Consider the following 21,797-nt stretch of genomic DNA (forward strand, 5'->3'; position numbering starts at 1 on the left):
GAGTGCCGTCCGTGCCGGACATGGAGGCCTCGGCAATGGCCAGCTTGACGACCCTGCAGGAGATCGTCGACTACCTCACCCCCCTAACCAAGCCAGTTCGCCAGAGTATCAACGGAAATGGGGCGAAGCTGCCGCCGGCACCTAACGAGGCGGCGGTGCCCGAGCGGGCGGCGCCGGCCGGCGTGGGCACCGATCTGGTCACCGACATGCTCGACGTCGTTGCCGAAAAGACCGGCTATCCGGTGGAGATATTGGACCTGTCGATGGCACTGGAAGCCGACCTCGGCATCGACTCGATCAAGCGGGTGGAGATCTTGTCCGCGGTTGCGCAGCGAGTGCCGTCCGTGCCGGACATGGAGGCCTCGGCAATGGCCAGTTTGACGACCCTGCAGGAGATCGTCGACTACCTCACCCCCCTGTCCAAGCCGACGAGCAACAGCGCCAACGTGATCGAGAGGGGTGATCGCCTCCCTTTTGAGTTGACCGGACGGCCGATCGCGCGCTACACAGTGCGCGCAATCGCCGCTCCGGCTTGCGGGTTGGGCATAGCGGGCCTGCACGAGGCCGACCGGCTCGAGATCGTCGGAGGCGAAACTGCCCTCGCAGCTGCGTTGGAAGACATTCTTCGAACGCACGGCATTTCCGCAGTGGCGGTGGCAGAGGCGAGTGCCGGCTCGACCTGCATCCTGCATCTGGGTGGCCTCGCATCGGCCCAGGGCCGCGAGGAAGCCGTGGCGGTGAACCGTCGAGTCTTCGCCGACGCTCTGCGGGTCGCCCCTCGTATGGAGCACGGCGGGTGCGTTTTCGTTACCGTTCAGGACACCGGCGGCAACTTCGGTCTACTCACTGACGCCGGGTCGCGCGCGTGGGCAGGCGGCATCGCGGCGCTGACCAGGACAGTGGCTCTCGAATGGCCGAACACCTACACCAAGGCCATCGACATCGACAGCACGAAGCAATCCCCGCACCAAGTCGCCGAACAGATCGCCACGGAGATCTTGGCCGGCGGCCCGGAATTCGAAGTGGGACTGGGCAGCAACCATGGCCGCGTGACAGTCGTGGCCGAGGAGTCCCAGGTTACGGGTCAGCTGCCCCGCCTGGATCACCGTGACGTCATCGTGGTCTCCGGTGGTGCACGAGGTGTGACCGCGGCAGCGGTGATCGCGCTGGCAAAGCAAACTCAGGCCAGCTTCGTCCTGATCGGACGCTCCGGCCTGGACGGCGAACCGCCCGCGGTGCGCGGTCTGACGACGGCAGCCGAACTCAAACGTGCCCTGTTGACCGAGGCGCAGCGCAACGGCGCTAAGCCAACACCCCGGCAGTTGGAACAACAAGTCCGGCGCGTGCAGGCCGATCGCGAGATACGTGCGACGATCAGCGCAATCAAGGCCGCCGGCTCGCGTGTCAGCTACCGAGCCATCGACGTTCGAGACCGTGCCGAGGTTGGTGCACTGCTCGATGGTGTCCGGGCTGACATCGGGCCCATTACGGCATTGGTGCACGGTGCCGGTGTGCTGGCCGACGGGCGCTTGAGCCGAAAGTCGACCGATCAGTTTGACCAGGTGTTCGGCACCAAAGTCGTTGGCCTGTCTACGCTGCTCGACGCAACGGCATCCGACGGGCTCAAGGCGATCCTGCTGTTCTCGTCGGTATCGGCATACCGCGGCAACGTCGGACAGGGCGATTATGCGATGGCCAACGAGGTCCTGAACCGGGTCGCGCTCGCAGAGCAAACCCGCCGGGGCCCTTCATGTCTCGTCCGCTCATTGGGCTGGGGGCCGTGGGAGGCAGGCATGGTGACGCCGGCCCTGAAAGCCGTGTTCGAGTCGCGGGGCATCACACCCATCCCGGTTGACGACGGTGCCTGCGCATTCGTTGCCGAAGCACTCGACAGCCAGACAAGGGATGCGCAGGTAGTGCTCGGCGGCGCGCTAACGCCCGGCGGGCTCCCGGATCGATTGCCGGAGAAGGGGCGCCTGGTTCGCGTGGCGGTAAATGCCGCGCAACAGCCATACCTGGGAGATCACCGCGTTCGAAAGCAGGTGCTACTACCGGTCGTACAGGTCGCGGAGTGGTTCGTACGCGCGGCGCAGGGCTGCCGGCCGGGCCAGCAGGTTGTGCGGCTGCTGGACCTTCGCGTTCTTCGCGGCGTCGTATTGCCGAACTTCAACGGTGCCGGCGATGCGTTCGTAGTGCGCTGCCTGCCAATCGAAAATGCGCCACGGCGGCTGCAGCTCGCGCTACTGGACACCGCTGGGGCGGTTCGCTACAGCGCCACCGCCGAGCTGGGCGCCGACAATCAGGGCATGCCAGGATTCAGATCGGGTTGCGCCACAGCGCATTTAAACACCGAGCAACTCTTGCAGCAGTCCTGCTACGGCGACGGCCGGCTGTTCCACGGCCCAGCCTTCCAAGTGATTGAGCGGGTATCCTGGTGCGAACCATCCGGTGCGACAGCACAATTGCACGGCCTAGACCACGCGGGATGGCCGCATCAGTGTTGGGCAACCGATCCGGCCGCGCTGGACGGCTGCCTGCAACTCGGATTCTTGTGGGGCCTGATGCGCACCGGCAATCGCATGCTACCCCTGCAGATTCAGCAGATCGTTCGATACCGTCCGGGACCCGCCGACGGCACCCTGTATTGCCATCTCGACAACGGCGAGTCGAACGACAACCGCATCGTGTTCGACCTGAGGCTGACCGATGCCGTCGGGTCAGCGATCGCTGAATTCAAACGGGTCGAAATGTACGCGTACGGCGACTGAGTACATCACTGAAACGGCCAAGGGCGGAGGCCTCATGAAATTTGAACCGATCGCGGTCGTCGGGCAGGGCTGCGTCTTCCCGGGTGGGTTGAATCCCGACCAGTTGTGGACGACGATCCAACAGGGCCGAGACGTCCTCGGGGCACCCCCGCAGGATTATTGGGGGGTCAGTGGTGCCCGCATCATGCGCGAGCAGATCACCGGCCCGTGTTTCGACCACACCTGGTCCGACCGAGGCGGCTATGTGCGCGGCTTCGAAGCTGTCTTCGACCCGAATGGCTTCCTGCTCGACGCCGATTCCCTGACCACCCTTGATCCCCTTTACCGATGGACGCTTCATACCGCCCGCCAAGCCATCGAAAGCGCCGGCTGGCAGGTCGGCAGTGTTCCCGAACGCGGGGGCGTCGTATTGGGGAACCTGAGCTATCCCACCCACACCATGGCCACGCTCGCCGCCAAGGTGTGGCGCGCGGACGACGCCGACATCGACTGGCGCAACCGGTTCAACTCCGGGCTGCCCGCGCACCTTGTCGCTCGTGCGCTGGGCCTGACGGCGGGAGCGCTGTGCGTCGATGCCGGCTGCGCGTCGTCGCTGTATGCGATCAAGCTGGCCTGCGACCGGCTGCATGACCGGACCGCCGACGTCATGCTGGCCGGTGGCGTCAATCGCGCCGACGATCTGTTTCTGCATGTGGGCTTCTCCGCGTTGCAAGCGTTGAGTCATGCGGGCGCGTCGCGTCCGTTCCATCAACAAGCCGACGGCCTGGTTCCGGCCGAGGGTGCCGGTTTCGTTGTCCTGCGGCGCCTCGACGACGCGCTGGCGTCCGGTGAGCAGATACTCGGCCTGATCCGCGCGTTGGGTCTCGCCAACGATGGCCGCGGAAGCAGCATGCTGACGCCTTCACAGGAGGGCCAGATCCGTGCGATGCGGTCGGCGTACGACATGGCCGACCTGGACCCGAAAGACATCTCGATGATCGAGTGTCACGCAACGGGAACCCCGCTGGGCGACCTCACCGAACTGAAAAGCATGGCCCGCATCTTCGCGGGCGCTGAAGGCCTGCCGATCGGATCGCTGAAATCCAATCTGGGCCATTCCATTACGGCCTCCGGCATCGCCGGCCTGATCAAGGTGCTGGGGGCCATGCGGACCCAGTTGCGGCCCCCGACGTTGCACGTTGAGAATCCGGTGCCGTTCATCGCAGAGTCGCCGTTTCGGTTGCTCACTGCCGCCGAACCGTGGGCCACCAGCGCACCACGGCGCGCAGCGGTCAACAACTTCGGTTTCGGCGGCAACAACGCGCACCTGATCGTCGAAGAATGGGTGGATCCCGACCGGCCGAGCGCCGACGCACGATGGTGGTGCGGGAGCCCGCGTCGGATGGACCCGGACGTCGCGATCGTGGGCTTGAGCATCATTGCCGGCGACGGCTACGAAACCGCCGAGGTGGCAAACCATCTCGCCGCGGGCCAAGCACTGGTCACCCAGGAAGCCGACGGTGTCCTCCGCGCGCGCATGTGCACCCTGGCACTGGATGTGACGAAGGTACGATTTCCGCCGAGCGATCTGAAAAACGCACTGCCGCAACAGATTGCCGCGCTGCGTGCCGCCCTCAACATCGCCGAGGTCATCACGAGCCTGCCCCAGGAGACCACCAGCGTCCTGATGGGCATGAACTGCGACGCCGAGGTGGCCAGGTGGGGTCTGCGGTGGCGGCTCGCCCACACGATCGATGATCCGGCACAACTGGCCCAGACGCGCGACGGCGTCGTTGCGGGCCTGGCCGCCAGCACCGTCGTCGGATCGATGCCCAACATCGTCGCCAACCGGATCAACAGCCAATTCGACCTGCGCGGTCCCAGCTTCACCGTGTCGCGTGAGCAGTTGTCGGGCACAACGGCACTCGAGCTGGCAGCACGCGCGCTTCGACACGGCGAGATCGATGCGGCCGTGGTGGGTGCGGTCGACCTCAGCTGCGAGCCGGTCCACGAGGCGGCAGCCCGCATGCTGCTCACCGCAGACGAGCAGATCCCCGGTGATGCCGCGGTGCTGATGGTGCTCAAGCGCGCCGAAGATGCTCGCCGAGAAGGCGATACGATCTACGCCCTGTTGCCTGGTGCCCCGTGCACCCCAGGCGAGGAACCCGCTCATGAGCTTCGGGTCGGCAGCGCGCCGGGAGGCTTCAATGTCACGCCGCTGCTGGGCCATGCCCATGCGGCCTCTGGGCTGCTGCAAGTGTCGGCCGGGGTGCTATTCGGTTTCCTGGGAATCGAACCCGACGGTTCCCAGGCCACCCAAGGGCCGCGTGCGGTGGTGGTCACCCTCGACGGACTGGCCGGCGAGCATCAACAAATTACCCTGCGCACACCGCCGGGCTTGCCCCGCGACAGCGCGGCACAACGTCAGACTCTTGCGCACCAGCTGGCTGCCGCGCGCGGTGACAGCGGCAACGCGAGGCTGCTGGAGTTCGGGGCACACATGCCGCCCGTTCGGCTGCCCGCCCTCCCCGACCTGACGAGCCCGCCAGCTGCGGCGGACGCCAGGCCGTCGGCTACCGTGCTGCCGAAACCTCCGGTCATGCCCACCGCAGCCGACGCATTGCCCGTTCTCGGCGACGCCCTGTCGTCCGCGTCGGCGTCCCATATCGCGACGTCGCATCGCTGCGACAACGGCGCGCACCGGGCAGTGCAGCCGTTGCCGCCGAGCGACGCCGTCCTTCCGTCGCCGACATTCAAGGCCACCCCCACCGGGTTGACCTTGGACCAAGACGGCTTGCGGGTGCACGCTTCGGGCAAGATCTCCGAAATCTATGGTCCGGCTTTCGCGTGCCAAGACGACTATCCGCGCCAAACGCGGATGCCCCAACCTCCGCTGCTGCTCGCGGATCGATTACTGGGCATCGACGCCGAGCCCGGTAAGGCCGGCACCGGAACCCTGTGGACCGAGACCGATGTGACAGCCCACGGATGGTGGCTGCACCAGGGCCGGATGCCGGCCGGAATCATGATCGAAAGCGGCCAGGCCGATCTCATGCTCATCTCTTGGATGGGTGCGGATTTCGCCAACAAAGGCGAACGCGTGTATCGCCTCCTGGGGTGCGAATTGACCTTCCTTGGTGGCTTGCCCGAGATTGGCGACACCCTGCGCTTCGACATCCATGTTGACGGTCACGCCCGCCAAGGCGACATCCGCCTGTTCTTCTTCCACTACGACTGCACCATCGGCGGCACCGAACGATTGGCGGTTCGCAACGGCCAGGCCGGCTTCTTTTCCGACGAGGAACTGGCCGCCTCGGGCGGAATCCTTTGGCGCCCGGAGGAAGAGACCGTTACTGGTCGCCTCGATCCCCCGCCGTGCCCAACGGTACGACACTCCTTGTCCACCAGCGATCTCAAAGCCCTTGCCGCCGGCCAGCTCTGGCCGCGGCTGGGCGCGGGATTCGAGCGTGCGGCAAGCCATACTCGCACTCCCGCCACCGCCGGTGGCGACATGTTGTTCATCGACGAAGTGACGCAGATCGACTTCTCCGGCGGCCCCTGGGACCGTGGCTATCTGCGCGGTGTGCAGCACATTACCGCCGAAACCTGGTTCTTCCATGGGCATTTCAAAAACGACCCGTGCATGCCCGGAACCTTGATGTTCGAAGGCACGCTGCAAGCAATGGCCATCTACATGACGGCGGCGGGCATGACGCTGGCATGTGACGGGTGGCGATTCGAACCGGTTCCGTTCGAGACCTGCAAACTCAAGTGCCGCGGCCAGGTCACTCCCAGCTCCCGCGAAGTCGTGTACGAGGTTTTCGTCCGAGAGCTCATCAACGAGCCCGAGCCGACACTGTTCGCCGACGTGCTGTGCACCGTAGACGGGTTGGCCGCCTTCCATTGCCCACGTCTGGGGTTGAAGCTTTCCCCCGGCTGGCCCATGGATCAGGGCCTGCCACAACTAGATCACTACGTGGAACCCAAGCCGGTCGCGGTCAGCGACGGGTTCAGTTTCGACTACAAGTCATTGCTGGCTTGCGCTTGGGGCAAGCCATCGCGCGCCTTCGGCGAGCGCTACCAGCGATTCGACACCAGCCGCAAGGTTGCTCGTTTGCCCTCTCCGCCTTATCACTTCATGTCGCGCGTGACCGAGGTGGTAGGCGAGATCGGGGTGATGAACTCGGGCGCGGCCCTGGTCGCCGAGTACGATGTGCCTTGCGATGCTTGGTATTTCACGGCAAACGGTTGTCACACGATGCCCAGCGCGGTGCTGATGGAGGTCTGCCTGCAACCCTGCGGTTGGCTGGCCAGCTATGTCGGCTGCCCGCTGTCGACCGACGTGGACCTGTTCTTCCGCAACCTCGACGGCATCGGTGTTCAGCACCAGGAGATCGGCCCGTCCACCGGAACGTTGCGCACCGAAGTTCACCTGAAAAACGTTGCCAAAGTCGCCGACACCATCATCGTCAGCTTCAGCGCACAGGCTTATGCGGGCGACATCCAGGTCTACAGCGCCCAAACGGTTTTCGGCTACTTTCCCGGCCCGGCACTGGAACAGCAACTAGGTCTACCGACGAGCGATGCCGAGCACGAGCAGCTCGCAGCGCCATCCGCGGCTCCCGATGTCGATCTGACCACCCGTCCGCAGGGCCATTTCGGCCCCGGCGCGAGATTGCCTGAACCGATGCTGCTGATGATCGACCGCGTCACCGGACGCTGGCCCACCGCCGGTCGCGCAGGATTGGGGCGCTGGCGTGCCGTCAAGAACGTCGATCCCACCGAGTGGTTCTTCAAAGCTCATTTCTTCCAAGACCCGGTACAGCCAGGATCCTTGGGAATCGAGTCAATGATCAACCTTCTGCAGTTCGCCATGCTGGATCTGGGGCTTGGCGAAGAAGCGGGTCCGCACGCGCGATTCGAACCGCTGGCCATCGACCAGTCGATGACGTGGCGCTATCGCGGACAGGTCCGCCCACACAACAAACTGATCACCACGCAATTGGAGATCACCACGATTGAACGCAGTGACGACGGGATTCTGGCGCTCGCCGATGCCGCGCTTTGGGTAGACGGGCTGCGGATCTACTCGGCCACCAATCTTGGGATGCGGATCAAAGCCAGCCCGCACGGCCAAACCGTCACGCCCGGTGAATCGTCGGGTGCCACAGCGGCGGCCACAACGCTGACGACCATCATCGATCCCGTACACGACAGCTGGATCGCCGACCATCGCCCGACCCAAACCGCCGCAGCCCTACCGCTGATGTCGGTGTTGGACCTGGTCGGCCGGGCAGCTGCGCAAGCCGCCGACGGCGCGGCAGTAGTGGAGATCCGCGACTTGTATCTCTCGCGCTGGATAGTCATCGACGCACCGGTGCACCTTCGCACTCAGGTCGAGCGGACAGCGTCGGGCACCTACGATGCGCACCTGCTCGTGTGGCGCGAAGCTGCCAATCCCAAGCTGTCGCGTTGGGAGACAATCGGTTCCGCCACCGTCTCGACGGCTTCCGACTATCCGGATGGACCACTGGCGCCAAGTCCGCTGAGCGCGGCGTTGCCCATGTCCAACCCGTATGACTCCGGCGCCGTGTTCCACGGTCCGGCGTTTCAGAGCCTCGATGACGGAGCCGAGTTCAGCCACGACGGCGCGAGTGGAACCTTGACGGTCAGCCGGTGCGCCGTGCCTGCCGGCCTCGTGCACCCCGGAGTGCTCGATGCGGGTTTGCACATCGTGCCACACACCGAGATGAGCGTGTGGACTGGGCACAGCCGCGGTCCGGACCGCTCCTCGACCGATGCGAAAGTTGGTTTCCCACACCACATCGCGTGGGCGCGGTTTTACCGCGCTGCACCCGAGCACGGAAAGGTAGCCGTCGAGGCGCGCTTCGCGGGCTTTGAAGATTCGCAACAGCAATGTCCGATGGTCGATCTGTGGTACGGCATCGATGACCGCCCTTGGGCGCAGATCCGGGTAGTGGAGGTGTTGTTGCCGAAGACATCACTGGGTCAAGCCAATGGTGTGCAGCGGCGCGCCTTCCTGCAGCGCCGAGCCGTGCCCGGGCTATCGCTGAGCGAACAGCGCGGACCCGGCGAAATCGAGCTTGACGTAACACGAGTCAACCAGGCCAACTGGTTCCCGGGCACCGTTCAAGCGCTGTATTCGTGCAGCACTAGCGGGCCTGCACGGTCGGCCCGGCTGGCTGCCGAAGTGGCGGCCAAGGAAGCCGTCGCCCACGCCGCGCACGGCGCGATTCATCCCTGCAGGGTGCAGGTGAGAAACGGTCAGGCGACCTGCCCGACGCTGCCGCTCGAAGCCATTTCAGTGACGATCGAGAACACCAGCCCGCAGGTGGTGCACGCGCGCGCGGGGCTGCAATGCGACTGGGCGCCAATGCGAGCCTGGTGGGCCCAAGAAACCGGCAAGCAACAGGGCTGGCTTGGCGATCTGCTGATTTGGGCGCTGCTGTCGCGCTATGTGCGCCACGTCATCCTCGAGGATCCCGCCGCGCTGCAGGAGCTCAACGGCCGCAGCGTGCTCTTGCTCGCCAATCACCAGGTGCAAATCGAATCGATCCTGGGCACGGTGATCGCCTCTTGGCTGACCGACACGACCGTGGTCACCGTATCGAACGCCAAACACCTAAACCGTTGGGTCGGAAGCCTTTCGCGGACCCTCGGCAGCGGCGAAACCACCGGCCTGCGCAACATTCACTATTTCGATCAAGACAAGCCGCACACCTTTTTGGCCATCGTCGACAAGGTTAAGCAGGACATCGCTGAGCGTGGCTCGTCGTTGCTGGTCCATGCCTCCGGCACCCGGCAGACTTCCTCCACTCAGCGGGTCCGAGCGCTTACCTCCACGCTGCTGGATCTCGCAGTGGACATGTCTCTGCCGATCGTGCCACTGCATTTCGCCGGCGGCCTGCCCGAGCAGCCGCTGAACCACAAGCTGGAGGTCCCGTACCGGCACGCCGCACAGGACTACATCTTCGGATCACCCATCCTGCCCGACGAATTGGGTGCACTTCCATACGCCGCACGCCGGACCCGGGTCCTGGACGCCATCAACGCGCTGGCACCCGTCACGGATGCGCCACACGAACCCAACCCAGCCGCCGAAGCTCGAATAGCCGCTGCCGCCATGGCTTTGACACCAGGGCAAGAAATCTGGGCTGCTATCGACGATGCGTTGGACGCGCTACCCGTCGAGTGGCGTCACCAGCCCGGCTATGCCGAGTGGCTGAAGATCCGCGGCGATATCGGTTGCACCGCAGGGTAATTCGCGGTAATAAGGCGCTCCGACCCGGAAAGGTCGAGCTGCACCGCCCCAGCGATCTTCGTGCTGCCGCTCAGGCCACCCCTACCTGATGGGCCGAGGCCGCGCGAACCAGATGCGGGTTAGCCTCCAGAGCCGCCCGGGCGGCGATCCGGCCGGCCTCCACTGCGGCATCGACCTGTTTGAAGTTCAGCAGTCCGACCCCGGACACGTTCGGCTCGATGATGGCCGCAACCCTAGGGAGCTCGCGCAGATTCCTGCTGGCCGACGCAAGGTCCACGATGCGAAGCAATGTCTCTTGCAACGACGGCAGCGCTACGTCCGTGCCGGTCAAGAAGCGCCGGACGAACCCGGGAGGCTGAAGTACCTGCGGCAGCAGGCCAAACCCCTTTGACGGCAAATACTTTCGGCGTAGGTCCACGCAGATGACTTGGCCATCTGGATCGGCGCACATCACGTCGGCCGGCAGGTTGTTCACCAGACCACCGTCGACCAGGACATGCTCGCCGTCGGCCACCGGCGGCAACAGACCGGGGATCGAGATCGATGCGCGCACTGCGACCGACAGCCTGCCCCGCCGATGGACGATCTGACGGCCGCTGATGATGTCGGCGGACACGCAGAAAAACTCCCTCGACAGATGCTCGATCAAGGTGCCGGCGGCGAATTTCTCTATCAGACGATCCCAGCGTCCACCTCGAGTCAGCGCCACCACAGGGATTGCGTAATCGCCGAAGGGATAGCCCTGTGAGACGAACTCCCGGACCGCGCCAATCCCCTTCCGGGCGTCCATTCCCAGCGCGATGGCCCCGGCAACGAGGGCACCGGTGCTCGTTCCGCCGAACCGATCGATGACGACACCGGCACGGGTGAGCTCTTCGTAGACACCGAAGTGCGCAAGACCCCGAACGCCCCCACCCGCCATCACCAGACCGACCGACCGCCCGGCGATTCTGCGGGCCAAGGCCGCGATGCCATCGTCGTTGGCGGGATGATGGGAGATCGGCTGCAGCAGATCCCACCAACTCGGATCCGGTTCTGCGATCCGCGTGATCAGGTGGACCGGCCGTTGGGTGACAAGTGGATCAACGGCTTTCGGTGGACGTGGTTGATCCACCAGAACCACGAGTCGATCGCTTTGCGCGGCAACATATCGCCGCCAGAGCTCTCCTGAGCCTTTGTCGGCCACGAGCAGGACCCAATCGTTGATTCGCTCCGCGCGATCGAGAGTCGCGCTGAACGCTTCCACCAACTCGCCGTAATGGTCGACATCGGTGGTGTCAGCGGGCGGGGCCACCACGCCCGTCTGGCCGTGGCACCCCAGGTGAGTCGCGATCGAGTCGACGGTCGGGACGGCAGACACATCCCCCGTCGACAAAACGCCGATCACCCGGGGACGCCGGGAGATGTCGGCAGATCGCGACTCGCGAAGCATCCTCGCCATGGCGCGCAGCATCACCGATTGCAGTCGCGGAGTCGTAGCGAGGACGTCGGTGAAAGTATCGGCGGCGATCTTCCAGACGGCGCTGTCCCGAAGAGCTTGCACTCCGGCCGCGCGCGTCGCGCCGGCTATCACCCCAAGCTCTCCGATCGACTCGCCGGAGGCCATCTCACCGACTACGTGTCCATCGGCATTGATAGCCACGAACCGCCCCGAGTCGACGATATAGATGGCGTCGGATGGATCGCCCGCGTGAAAGAGCCACTCGTTGGCGGGCACCCGATGGCGTTCCACCATCCTCGACAGTTGCGCGAGGTGTTCGTCGTCGATGTCAGCGAATATCGGAAGGCTCCGCAGCGCGCTTCGCTTATCGGCCGCACGCCGTCGGGGCGTGTGCCGCTGGCCGCTCATGGGTTCCCACCAAGGGCCAGCACCTCATCGAAACCACCGACGAGGCAGTCGTGGAAGACGTCGTAGTCAGGAACCGCGCCGCTGTCCACGCTGATACCCATTGCGCAGGTGTCGATATAGCTCAACAGGGTGACACTCACCGCCGCACCGACCGTCGAGCCGAATGGATAGTATTTGCAGACTCTGGCCCCGCCGATGTACACCGGCACCGGTACCCCCGGCACATTGCTGGCCGTGATGTCGGTCTGGCGCACGACCGAACTGATCACCCCGACCGGCAATAGGTTCACAACTCCGGCGACGAGGTCGGTGTAGGACAACAACGGTTCCTCGCGTAACGCCGACGTGCGCTGGTGAATGGCCTCGATCTGGTCCGCCGGATCGGCGATGTCCACCGGTACGTTGAATCTCGTTGGGGCCAGCCGGTTTCCGCCCATATCGTCGTTGTCGGACCGCAGACTGATCGGCATCGCCAGATGCACCTCGCTCACAGCGGCGCCGTGCTTTGCGTGATAGTGGCCCAGTCCACGCACCAAACCGGCGATGAATGCATCGTTGAGAGTGCCGCCACGACGCTTGGCAGCCGAACGCAATGCCGACGTTGAGACCTCAAGCACGCCGATCTGACGAGCCAGGCTGCGTTCGGTCATGACGTGTGATCCCGCCCCCACCAGCGGCCGAACCACCCGGTAGAGGGATCCAGCGATCGAGGTCACCGTTGCCGCGGTGTCCAGCGGTCGCCGCAACGCCCGCGACAACACCGCGGGTACGCCGCGAGCGGCGCCGGCCAACATCTTGGCCGCTAAGTCGCCGTGGTAGCGAGCCAGGTCGGCATATCCGCTGCCCCAGCTGCGACGTGGCACGGTTGGAAAGACCGCCAACACCTGGCGTTCTGGCGGCTCCTCGGTGAAATCGAGCATGGTCATCGCAATCTGAAGAGCGCCTACCCCGTCGGTAAGGGCGTGGTGGAATTTGCACATCAGCGCCGCTTCGCCGCCGTCGAGCCCTTCAATCAACGTGACGGTCCACAGCGGGCGCGCGCGGTCGAAATCCTCCATTGTGGCCACTCGCACCATTTCGAGGACCCTGTCGAAAGTGCCCGGTTCGGCCACGGTCACCCGGCGCAGGTGAAAGTCGAAATCGAAGTCGGGGTCGGGCTCCCACCGATGTGGGGCCGGGCGCGGCGACTCCACAAGCCGGCACCGCATCGTCGGCATCTTCCGGGTCATGAGCTCGAATCGGTATCGAACCTCGTCCCAATCGGGGGATCTTTCCAGCAGCGCGAGCGTGATTCCGGTCGAGCGCAGCCGGGGATCGCTTTCCAGCGACCAGGAAATCGCGTCGATATTGCGCATGAATTCGGTCATGTTCTGGTCCTTTTCGACGATGAATTTTCTATCCCTGACCCACACCGGGGTCACCCGTACTTAGCGGCGCAATAGAGCCGAGATTTGCGGCATGACCGCGCGGGCGGCCATGCGGCCCGCCTCGCGGGCACGGTCGATCTGGTGGAACTCGACGAAGCCGATGCCACTGGTGTCAGGCGTGATCACGACGTCGGCTTGGGCCAACACCGCCGTCGAGGCCATCGCGCTGCCGATCGTCATGGTGCGGATGAGGGTGTCGCCTATGGCCGGTACCTGGACGGGGCGCCCGTTGGTGGTCGCCGCGCCAGGCTGCGCCGCCCTTCCCGCGCCGATGTTGACCGCTATCAGCGGCCCGTCCCGGCGATCCAGCGCGGTCACCGGCAGGTTGTCGAGCACGCCGCCGTCGACGTGCAGCGAGCCGTCGTAGCGTTTGGGCGGGTAAAGACCCGGGAGCGACATGGAACAGGCCAGCACCTCGGCGAGCACCCCGCTGCGGTGCACGACGGCCTTGCGCGCCAGCAAATCGACGCTGATGCAGCGGAATTGCTTGGGCAGTTCCTCCACCAAGCGGGTGCCGTAGGCATCGTAGAGGGCGGTCATGGTGCGTCGCCCCCGAAAGAGCGCCTTGGTTGGCAGGGTGTAATCGGTCTGACTGCTGCGGATGAAGTACTCGTAGATGTAAGCGTCGACGGCCGCTGCGTCCAGCCCCATAGCGCAAAGCGCGGCAATGATCGCTCCGAAGCTGGTTCCGGCGATGCGGTCGATCCGGACACCGCCGGCCTCCAGCTCCTCGAGCACCCCGAGGTGGGCGAAGGCTCGTGCGGCTCCACCGGCGAGGACCAGTCCGACCGAGTGGCCGGCCAGGCGTGCGGCGAGCGGACGCAGGTCGGCGGTCGCGTGTGCGGCGCGGACCGTATGCGTCGAGCGGGGTGTGATCAGTTCTTCCCACGCCCGCCGGTGTTGGCTGGTTGCCGGCGCCCCCGCCAGCACCAGGTCAGCACCGATCGCTCGCTCCGGCAGGGGTTGCGACGGCGGCGCCGGCTCGGCCGCGACCAGCACGACCCGGTCCGCGACGCGCAGACAGAATTCGCGCCAGTCGGCGTCGTCGGCCTTCGCGTGCAACAACACCTTGTCCGCGGCCTGCTCGGCGCGTTCCAAGCCGTCGCGGTCGACGCGGCTGGGGTGGACCACCTTCAGCCGGCCCGCCAGCCCGGCGCACAGCTGGGTGGCCACCATCGATACGGGCGCCTGTTGATCGACACCGATCACGGCTATGACCACCTCGGCTGCCGGTATGTGCGGGACAGCGGGTGGCGGCACCCGGTGTAGCCGGGTGGCCAAGGCTTTGACCAGCGCAGCGAGGACACCGGCGTCGGAAATCTTGTCGAATTGGGCCTTGGTCAGGCGCAGCAGAGTGGAGTCGCGCACGGCGCGAATCGAGGCTGATCGGGGCGCCTCGATCAGCAATCCGAGTTCGCCGACCACCTCGCCGCGGCCCAACTCGGTGACCACGACACCGTCGCGCAGCACCTGTAGGCGCCCGTTGCGTACCACGTAGAGCGCGTCGGACACCTCACCCGCCCGGAACAGGTACGAGCCTGCCTGCAGCTCAATGTGCTCGGCGCAGTTACGCACTTCGGCCAGGGCGGCTGGGCCCAGCCCGGCCAGCAGCGGCAAGCCCCGAAGGGGGTCCACCTGGGCGGCTGTGGCCGACGAGTGTTCGACGGACGCGGCGTGGCGCGGAGCCGACCGTGATGCCAGCACATCGATGTGCGGCACCGGCTCGCGCTCAACCGCGTCGCTGGTGACCTGGCGAGTGCGGCCCAGGAACACCGCAGCGACCGCGACGACGGCAAAACAGATCGCGGCAAGCGCCCAGCCTCGTCGCAGCGCCTCTTCGGCGGCGCCGCGAGCCGGCGTCCCGACCACCACCACCAGCAGTGCGATGCCAATCACGGCGCCGATCTGGCGGGTACTGCTCACCACCGCCGAAGCGGTGGCGTAACTGCTGCCGGCCGCCAGACCGGCCAGGGCGGCCCCACCGAGCATCGGTGACGTCGCGCCGACCCCGATGCCCTGCAGTATCTGGCCGGGCAGCCAGGCGCCCAGGAAATCGGGTTTCGATCCGACACGTTCGATGTACCAGAGCAAGCTCCCCGCCCAGATGAGCGCTCCCAGAAGGATGACGATGCGGTAACCATGACGGTCCGCGACGCGGCCGAGCACCGCGGCGACAGCGGCCGCGACGAATGCGGCGGGAGCGATCGCCAGGCCGGCTCGCAATAGGTTGTAGCCCCACACATAGTTCAGGAACAACACGTGGGTCAGCAGATAGGCGTAGAACCCCGCAGTGGCGATCAGCGTCAGCGTGTTGCCGACTACGAACGATCGGATACGCAAGAACGCCGGCTCTATCAACGGTGTCGGGTGCTTGCGCGAGCTGATGACAAATCCCGCCATCGCAACCGCCGCTGCGACCAACGACCCGATGACCGCCGCGCTGACCCAACCCCAGTCCGGGCCCTTGATCAACCCGAATGTCATAAACCCGAGCGCCATGGCCAGCAGCACGGCACCCCGCAAATCGGGCACCCGCCGCCGTCCCGCGGCGCGGCTTTCGATAAGCACCCGCCGCGCGGCCAGCACAGCCACAATGCCCAGCGGCAGATTCACCAAGAACACCCACCGCCAGCTCAGCGCCTGCACCAGGGCACCGCCGATCGGCGGGCCCAGGCCCGCTGCGATCGCCGCCGTCGCGCCCCACACGCCTACCCCCCGCGCACGGTGGGCGACGTCCAGACTCTCGACGACAAGCCCGAGCGAGGCCGGCACCAGGATCGCTGCGCCAACACCCTGCAGCACGCGGAACGCAATCAGCTGCCCGACCGTGTCGGCAAACGCGCACAACACGGACGCGATCGTGAACAACACGACGCCGTAGACGAATATCCGCTTGCGCCCGAGCAGATCGGCGAGCCGGCCCCCGGCCACCAGGATCGCGGCGAACGCGATGTTGTAGGCGTTGAGCACCCAGGACACCGTGCCAATGCCGCTGCTATGGAAGTGACTTTGGATGGCCGGGAAGGCGATGTTGACGATCGTCGAGTCCAGAAAAGCCAAACCGGCCCCGAGGCTTGCCACCAACAGCACCGCCGTTGCCGACGGCTGGCGGCGTCGGATGAGTGGCCCGCGCGGGTTGCGGGCCCGCTGGCGTCCACCGTTGGCCGACCCCGTGTCCGTCGCCGCGGTGGCAGCGATCCGGACATCGTTGCCGCTGGCACGATCGGCGGTATTGGTGCAGCCACTCTGGCGTAGCGGCGCGATTCTGCCTGTCATAACCCACTCCTGTTCAGCACCGCTTCGGTGGTGTCGATGAGATGTGTTGTCTGCCTGACGATTGCCGCGCCGCCCAGGTCGCGGGCGGTGTCGCGGGCGCGGTGTAGCAACTCCACCGCGCGGGGCGTGTCTTGCTCAGCGTTTCGCGTCAGCAGCATCTGGGCCCAATAGAGCAAGTTGCGTGCCTCAAACAGCGGCGCACCGATGCGGTCGTGCAGCGCCGTGGCGGCAGCGAAGTGCTGTTCGGCGTCGTCGTACCGATCCAGCGCGCCCGCCAAGTGCCCCAGGATCGCGTGGGCAGAAGAGAAAGCAATAGGCACCGGGTAAATCAGCTGGCTGCGATAGGGATAAAGCAGGTCATAGATTTCCGCGGTGGCATCGCGATTACCGACTCGCACCGCAGTCAGGCCCCAGTGCGCCAGGGCATATAGCCGCAGATCGTCGTGGTTTAGCGAGCCCAGACCGGCTTGGGTTGCCTCGTCGAGCAGTTCGGCGGCCTCCGGCAGGCGTCCGACTTCGGTGAGGTAGAACGCGAGCCTGGCCGGAATTGACGACAGCCGCGGCGCGACCTTTCGCATCTGAATGTTCGCATCAATGATTTCCCCGTCGAGGCGGTCCTGTTCGTAGCGCAGATAGTGAAATTGGGGGCTGTAGAGGAAGACCGCGTCGGGAAAGCCGATCGCCATTCCGATCGCCAGCGCATCGCTGGCGTGCTGCTCGGCGAGTTCGATTTGGCCGCCCAGCGCTGCCGTCGCCGTGGCCAAAAACAGTGCCAGCCAACGCATCCAGGGTTGACCGGTGCGCTCGGAGAGCTGCCAGACCCGGTGTGCGCACTGGCGGGCTTGGTCGCCGTCGGCGATTTCGACGGTGGCGAAAAATCTCATCGCCGCGGCCATGCAGCCCAGGTGCGGGTCATCGATTCCGTCGGCCAAAGCCTGCAGCTCGCCGGTGAGCCCTAGGCGCTCGGCCGTGAGGTCGGGGCGTACCACCTGCGCCGCGCTGACCAGTGTCAGCACGCGAGCCAGTGTGTATTTGTCGCAGTTCTGGCGCGCCAAATCCTGGGCTTCATCGATGAGCGGGCGTACCCGGGTGGTGAAATCCCATGCGGCGCAAGCCTCGGCCGCCAACTGCGCCAGCAGCAGGGGCCGATGGGGAGACTCGGCGGGCAACGCCTCGATGGCCGACTGCAGCGCGGCGACCCGTTCGGCGTCGACGTCGACGACGTTGCTCGGCCAGCCGCGGGTGTTGGCGATCGCCGCTTTTGCCATCCGCTCGCCGTCGCCGAGCCGTGCGGCGAGTTCCCCGGCAGCCAGCAACGTCTCCCGATAGATCGGTTCTCCGGTCTGACGTTGGGCTTCGCCCATCAGGATCATCAGGTCGCAGCGCTCGGCGGTGCTGTCGTCGCCCACCGTGGCCAGTTGCTGAAGGGCCTGGTCAAACCAGCGCAGCGCATCGTCAGGGGCCAGCTGTGCCAGGGCGCGCTCGCCGGCGCGCCGGGCATAAGAAATCGCCTTCGCCGAGCTGGCCGCCTGGCCGGCCGCGGCCCAGTGGTGGGCCAGCTCGCCGAGGCGTTCGTCGATGTTGTGCCCCGCGGTGTCCTCGATGGCCTGGGCGATTCGCCGATGCAGCCGCGCGCGCCGGGTCCGGCTCAGGTCCTCACAGAGAGTGTGATTGATCAACGCGTGCGCGAACACGAAGCGCCCCAAAGTTTGTGGGCTTTCCCGCAACAGCGATCCGGCCACCGCCGACTCCAGCGCGGCCAGCAGGTCATCCTCGCGACGCCCGGTGACCACCGACAACAACTCCAGGTCGAACTCGAAACCGATCACCGCCGCGGCGTCCAGAATGCTGACGGCGTCGGGACCCAGCCGATGGATCCGCTGCGTGATCACATCGCGCACACTGCGCGGCAGAGTGAGCTCACCGATGTCGGCGGTCACCACATAGCGACCGCCATCGGCGCGCTCCACTCCCCCCGACTCGAAGAGATCGCGCAGGATCTCGGTCACGAAAAACGGGTTGCCGTCGCTTTCCAGGCATACCGCCTCGGCCAGCTTGAGTTCCTTGGCGGTGAGCTGTCGACCTGCGGCGGCCGCAATCAGCGACTCCACTTCGCGCTGGGCCAAACCCCCGAGGGCCACCCACTCCACCGCGGGTTCACGACGCAGGTCGGCCAGCAACGAACTCAGCGGATGATCGGCATCGATGTCGCTTTCGCGGTAAGCGCCCAAAACCAACAGCCGTGCGTGCACCAGATGCGCCACCACGTGCTTCAACAGCGCCAGCGAGGGCTTATCGGACCAATGCAGGTCGTCAAGCAACAACACCACCAGCCCTTGGGCGGCCGCGCACTCCAACAGCCCGACCACCGCCCCGAACAACAGGCAGCGCTCGGTGGCCTGGTCACTGACCCGCGGGGCCGGCACATTGGGCAGCCGGCGCGCCAACTCCGGAACCAACCGACACAATTCACCGCCATGCTCGCTCACATGGCGGGCCAGCACCTCGATCGGCGCGTACTCAATCAAACCCCGCAACGCCTGCACCCACGGCTGATACGCCGCTGCCAGCTCCTCGTCACAATGCCCGAAAAGCACACTCGCGCCGTCGGCGTGGGCTTCCGAGACCACCTGAATAGCCAACCGGGTCTTGCCGATTCCGGGCTCGCCGCTGATCAGCACCACCTGGCGGGTGCCGTCCATCGCAAGCTGGCACACCTCCGATAACCGCTCGCGGATGGCTTCGCGGCCCACATAGTCGGTTAACGGCAGCACCTGCAACCGCGGCGGCAATGGGGAGGTCGCCGACTCCAGCGAGGCCCACAACAGCTCGCAGGCCGCCACTGGCTCGGGCAGCCCCTTGAGTTCGAGGTCGCCCACCGAGCGAAAGGTGTGCTCGCCGCGACGACCCACCATCACCCGGGTGACGTTCGACAGCAGCACTTGACCCGGATTGGCCTTGGCGCACAGCCGCGCCGCCTCCACCACCGGAACGCCGAACACATCGCCCTCCGAGCGAGTCGCGTCGCCCATGCTGATTCCGACCCGCACCAACAGCTGTTCGGCCGCACGACGGTTGCGCAACTCATGACGTTGCTGAATCGCTTGGGCGCATTCGACGGCCGCCACCGCCGACGGCAGCGACACCATCAACCCGTCGCCGGTGTTCTTGACCTCGACCCCGTTGGCACCGACCACCGCTTCCCGCAATAGCCGGAAGTGCTCGACCCGCAACTCCTCGGCACGCTCCGGACCGACCCGCGAGGCCAGCGCGGTCGAATCGACCAAGTCGGTGAACAAGACGGTAACCGTCTCGACCTGAGCCATCATGACACCCTCCAGGACATGCAAGACCGGCCACAGCAAATCAGTTATTCAGGCAACTGTCTGTGCTCGCTGCCAATTGGCGAGACTGGCAAACACCGCGAAATGATCGTTTCAAGACGACGATCGCAGGGTCCGATCAGAATCATTCGAGCGCAACACATTCCGCGCCGAAAAGCGGGCGCATTAGATAAGTTGGTGTCGCCCTGGCGTTTTGCCAGACACCGATGCCGCTGCGCGCCGACACACATCGCTTCGCCCCTTACGATTCGCGACAGTTGTGGCGCCCATCACTTTTAGTACCCGAAGTGACGGACACCACGATCCTTCACACGCGTCTAAACAATTCCTCAACAGAGCGCACGGCTACGCGCTTGCGGCCAGCAGGTGGTTGCGCCGCGCTATTGGCGGGCCCAGTGTTGAGGAATTGTTTAGAAGCGCTGGAAGCATCACCCGACATGGCACCTAGGATTGGGATCATCGGCGCTGGCCCCGGCGGCCTTTCGCTAGCTCGATTGCTCACGGAGAAAGGCTTTGCCGATATCACCGTGATCGAGCGAGCGGATCGCGTTGGCGGTAAGTGTTTTACCTTGCAGCACAACGGCATTGGACACGAGCTCGGCGCGTGCTACATACCGCTTGGGTATACCACCGTGAAGAGGTGGATGAAGAAAGCAGATATCGGTTTGTTTGCTGTAGAAAGGCAACGCATATCGACGGCCGTGGGCGACATCCTAGATTTCAAAGACTATGTGATTGGAAGTAAAGCCGGGATATTCGACGCCCTCACTCAAATCAAACGATATGTCGCCGACTGGCGGGTCTTCCACAACTGGGATCTGCATGGTGCGCCCAGCGATGCGGCGGGGACGGCGGGGCGGCGCATGGTTGACGAGGTTGCTGAACCATTCGGCAAATGGCTCGCAGAGCGAGGGCTCGATGTCGTTAACCGATTGGCCGTTCGCTCGATGGGCACCATGGGTTACGGATCGCTCGACGCTGTTCCGGCGCTTTATGGACTTCGCTGGAATACGCCGGCGCTGTTTGCCACCGGACTGATCAAGGTCAAGGAGCCCACACCCGGATGGCTTCCGCTGTGGAACTATCTGACCGCTCAGCTAGACGTTCGCCTCCAACACACGGTTGTTAGCGTCGACCGACGCGAGTCGGGCTACGTCGTCCATACCAACCACGGCGATTTCGAATTCGATCACCTGGTGATCTCCACCCCACTCGACGAAGCCGCCGGGTGGTTTCCGTTCGACGAAACCGAGCGGCAGGCGTATCCCATCGATGCGGACACGCTGCGCTGGCGCGCGTATGTCACCACGCTCGTGGATGTCAAAGGGTGGTTCCACGACATGGATACCATTTGCTGGGAAGACCGCGTACAGGACAAGGCTGCCATTTTCCGGGGGCAGGTCGCCGGGGCTCGCCGAACCGGCGACAAGACTCCTGTTGCGCGTGCCCGGTCTCAGACACGTCCGGATCTCTACGTTTGCTATCAATACGGGGACGGCGGCCAGAGCGATGCGGAGTTGCTCGGCCAACTCGAGACTGATCTCCTCGACGACGGCGCGGTGGTCAACGAGGTGCTTCGCCAATGCCGCTGGAAGTACTCTCCGCAGCTCCAGCCAGACGCCATTCGCGACGGTGCCGTCGAGAAGATGGAGCGGTGCCAGGGACGAAGGAATCTCTGGATTACCGGTGCGACGACCTCGCACGAGACGGTCGGCAACATAGTCGACTCAAATACCCGCCTAGTGGAGCGCATGGTCATGTCGTTCGCCGGGAACGAACCTTCGTCGCCCACGGCCCTGGCATCTGTCGCGGATCAATATCACTATCGCTATCAGCTCGCCTTGAAATAACGCGCCTGGCCGGGACGTCAGA

7 protein-coding genes are annotated in these 21,797 nt (G+C 65.2%); 3 read left to right on the forward strand and 4 right to left on the reverse strand.

From position 1 onward, the window contains the following. Both AWC27_RS27965 and AWC27_RS27970 read left to right on the forward strand, forming a co-directional pair. On the forward strand, positions 1-2,768 hold a 2,768-nt coding region (locus AWC27_RS27965), incomplete at its 5' end, for an SDR family NAD(P)-dependent oxidoreductase (RefSeq protein WP_139837268.1). Positions 2,769-2,802: 34 nt separating this feature from the next. After that, the gene (locus AWC27_RS27970) at positions 2,803-10,029 is read left to right on the forward strand and encodes a beta-ketoacyl synthase N-terminal-like domain-containing protein (RefSeq protein WP_169726881.1); all 7,227 of its coding nucleotides are present in this window, start codon (positions 2,803-2,805) and stop codon (positions 10,027-10,029) included. Between the two features lie 70 nt (positions 10,030-10,099). Here the strand turns inward: AWC27_RS27970 and AWC27_RS27975 are convergent, their stop codons facing one another. The 4 genes from AWC27_RS27975 to AWC27_RS27990 are packed head-to-tail and all read right to left on the reverse strand — an operon-like array spanning position 10,100 to position 19,907. Further along, positions 10,100-11,878 (reverse strand): patatin-like phospholipase family protein, encoded by a 1,779-nt coding sequence (locus tag AWC27_RS27975; protein ID WP_085673926.1) that lies wholly within the window; start codon positions 11,876-11,878, stop codon positions 10,100-10,102. Further along, positions 11,875-13,245 (reverse strand): wax ester/triacylglycerol synthase domain-containing protein, encoded by a 1,371-nt coding sequence (locus tag AWC27_RS27980; RefSeq protein ID WP_085674012.1) that lies wholly within the window; start codon positions 13,243-13,245, stop codon positions 11,875-11,877. Before AWC27_RS27980 ends, AWC27_RS27975 begins: the two co-directional genes overlap by 4 nt. Before the next feature lie 60 nt (positions 13,246-13,305). Continuing rightward, complete coding sequence (locus AWC27_RS27985; protein WP_085673928.1) at positions 13,306-16,581, reverse strand: MFS transporter; 3,276 nt, start codon at positions 16,579-16,581, stop codon at positions 13,306-13,308. Then, the gene (locus tag AWC27_RS27990; protein WP_169726882.1) at positions 16,578-19,907 is read right to left on the reverse strand and encodes an ATP-binding protein; all 3,330 of its coding nucleotides are present in this window, start codon (positions 19,905-19,907) and stop codon (positions 16,578-16,580) included. Before AWC27_RS27990 ends, AWC27_RS27985 begins: the two co-directional genes overlap by 4 nt. A 455-nt stretch (positions 19,908-20,362) precedes the next feature. On the opposite strand from AWC27_RS27990, the gene AWC27_RS27995 reads away from it, so the two are divergent. After that, the gene (locus tag AWC27_RS27995) at positions 20,363-21,775 is read left to right on the forward strand and encodes an FAD-dependent oxidoreductase (RefSeq protein WP_211281723.1); all 1,413 of its coding nucleotides are present in this window, start codon (positions 20,363-20,365) and stop codon (positions 21,773-21,775) included. The last annotated feature ends 22 nt before the right edge of the window (positions 21,776-21,797 follow it).

The sequence above is a fragment of the Mycobacterium szulgai genome (genome assembly GCF_002116635.1).
In the GTDB taxonomy this organism is placed as follows: domain Bacteria; phylum Actinomycetota; class Actinomycetes; order Mycobacteriales; family Mycobacteriaceae; genus Mycobacterium; species Mycobacterium szulgai.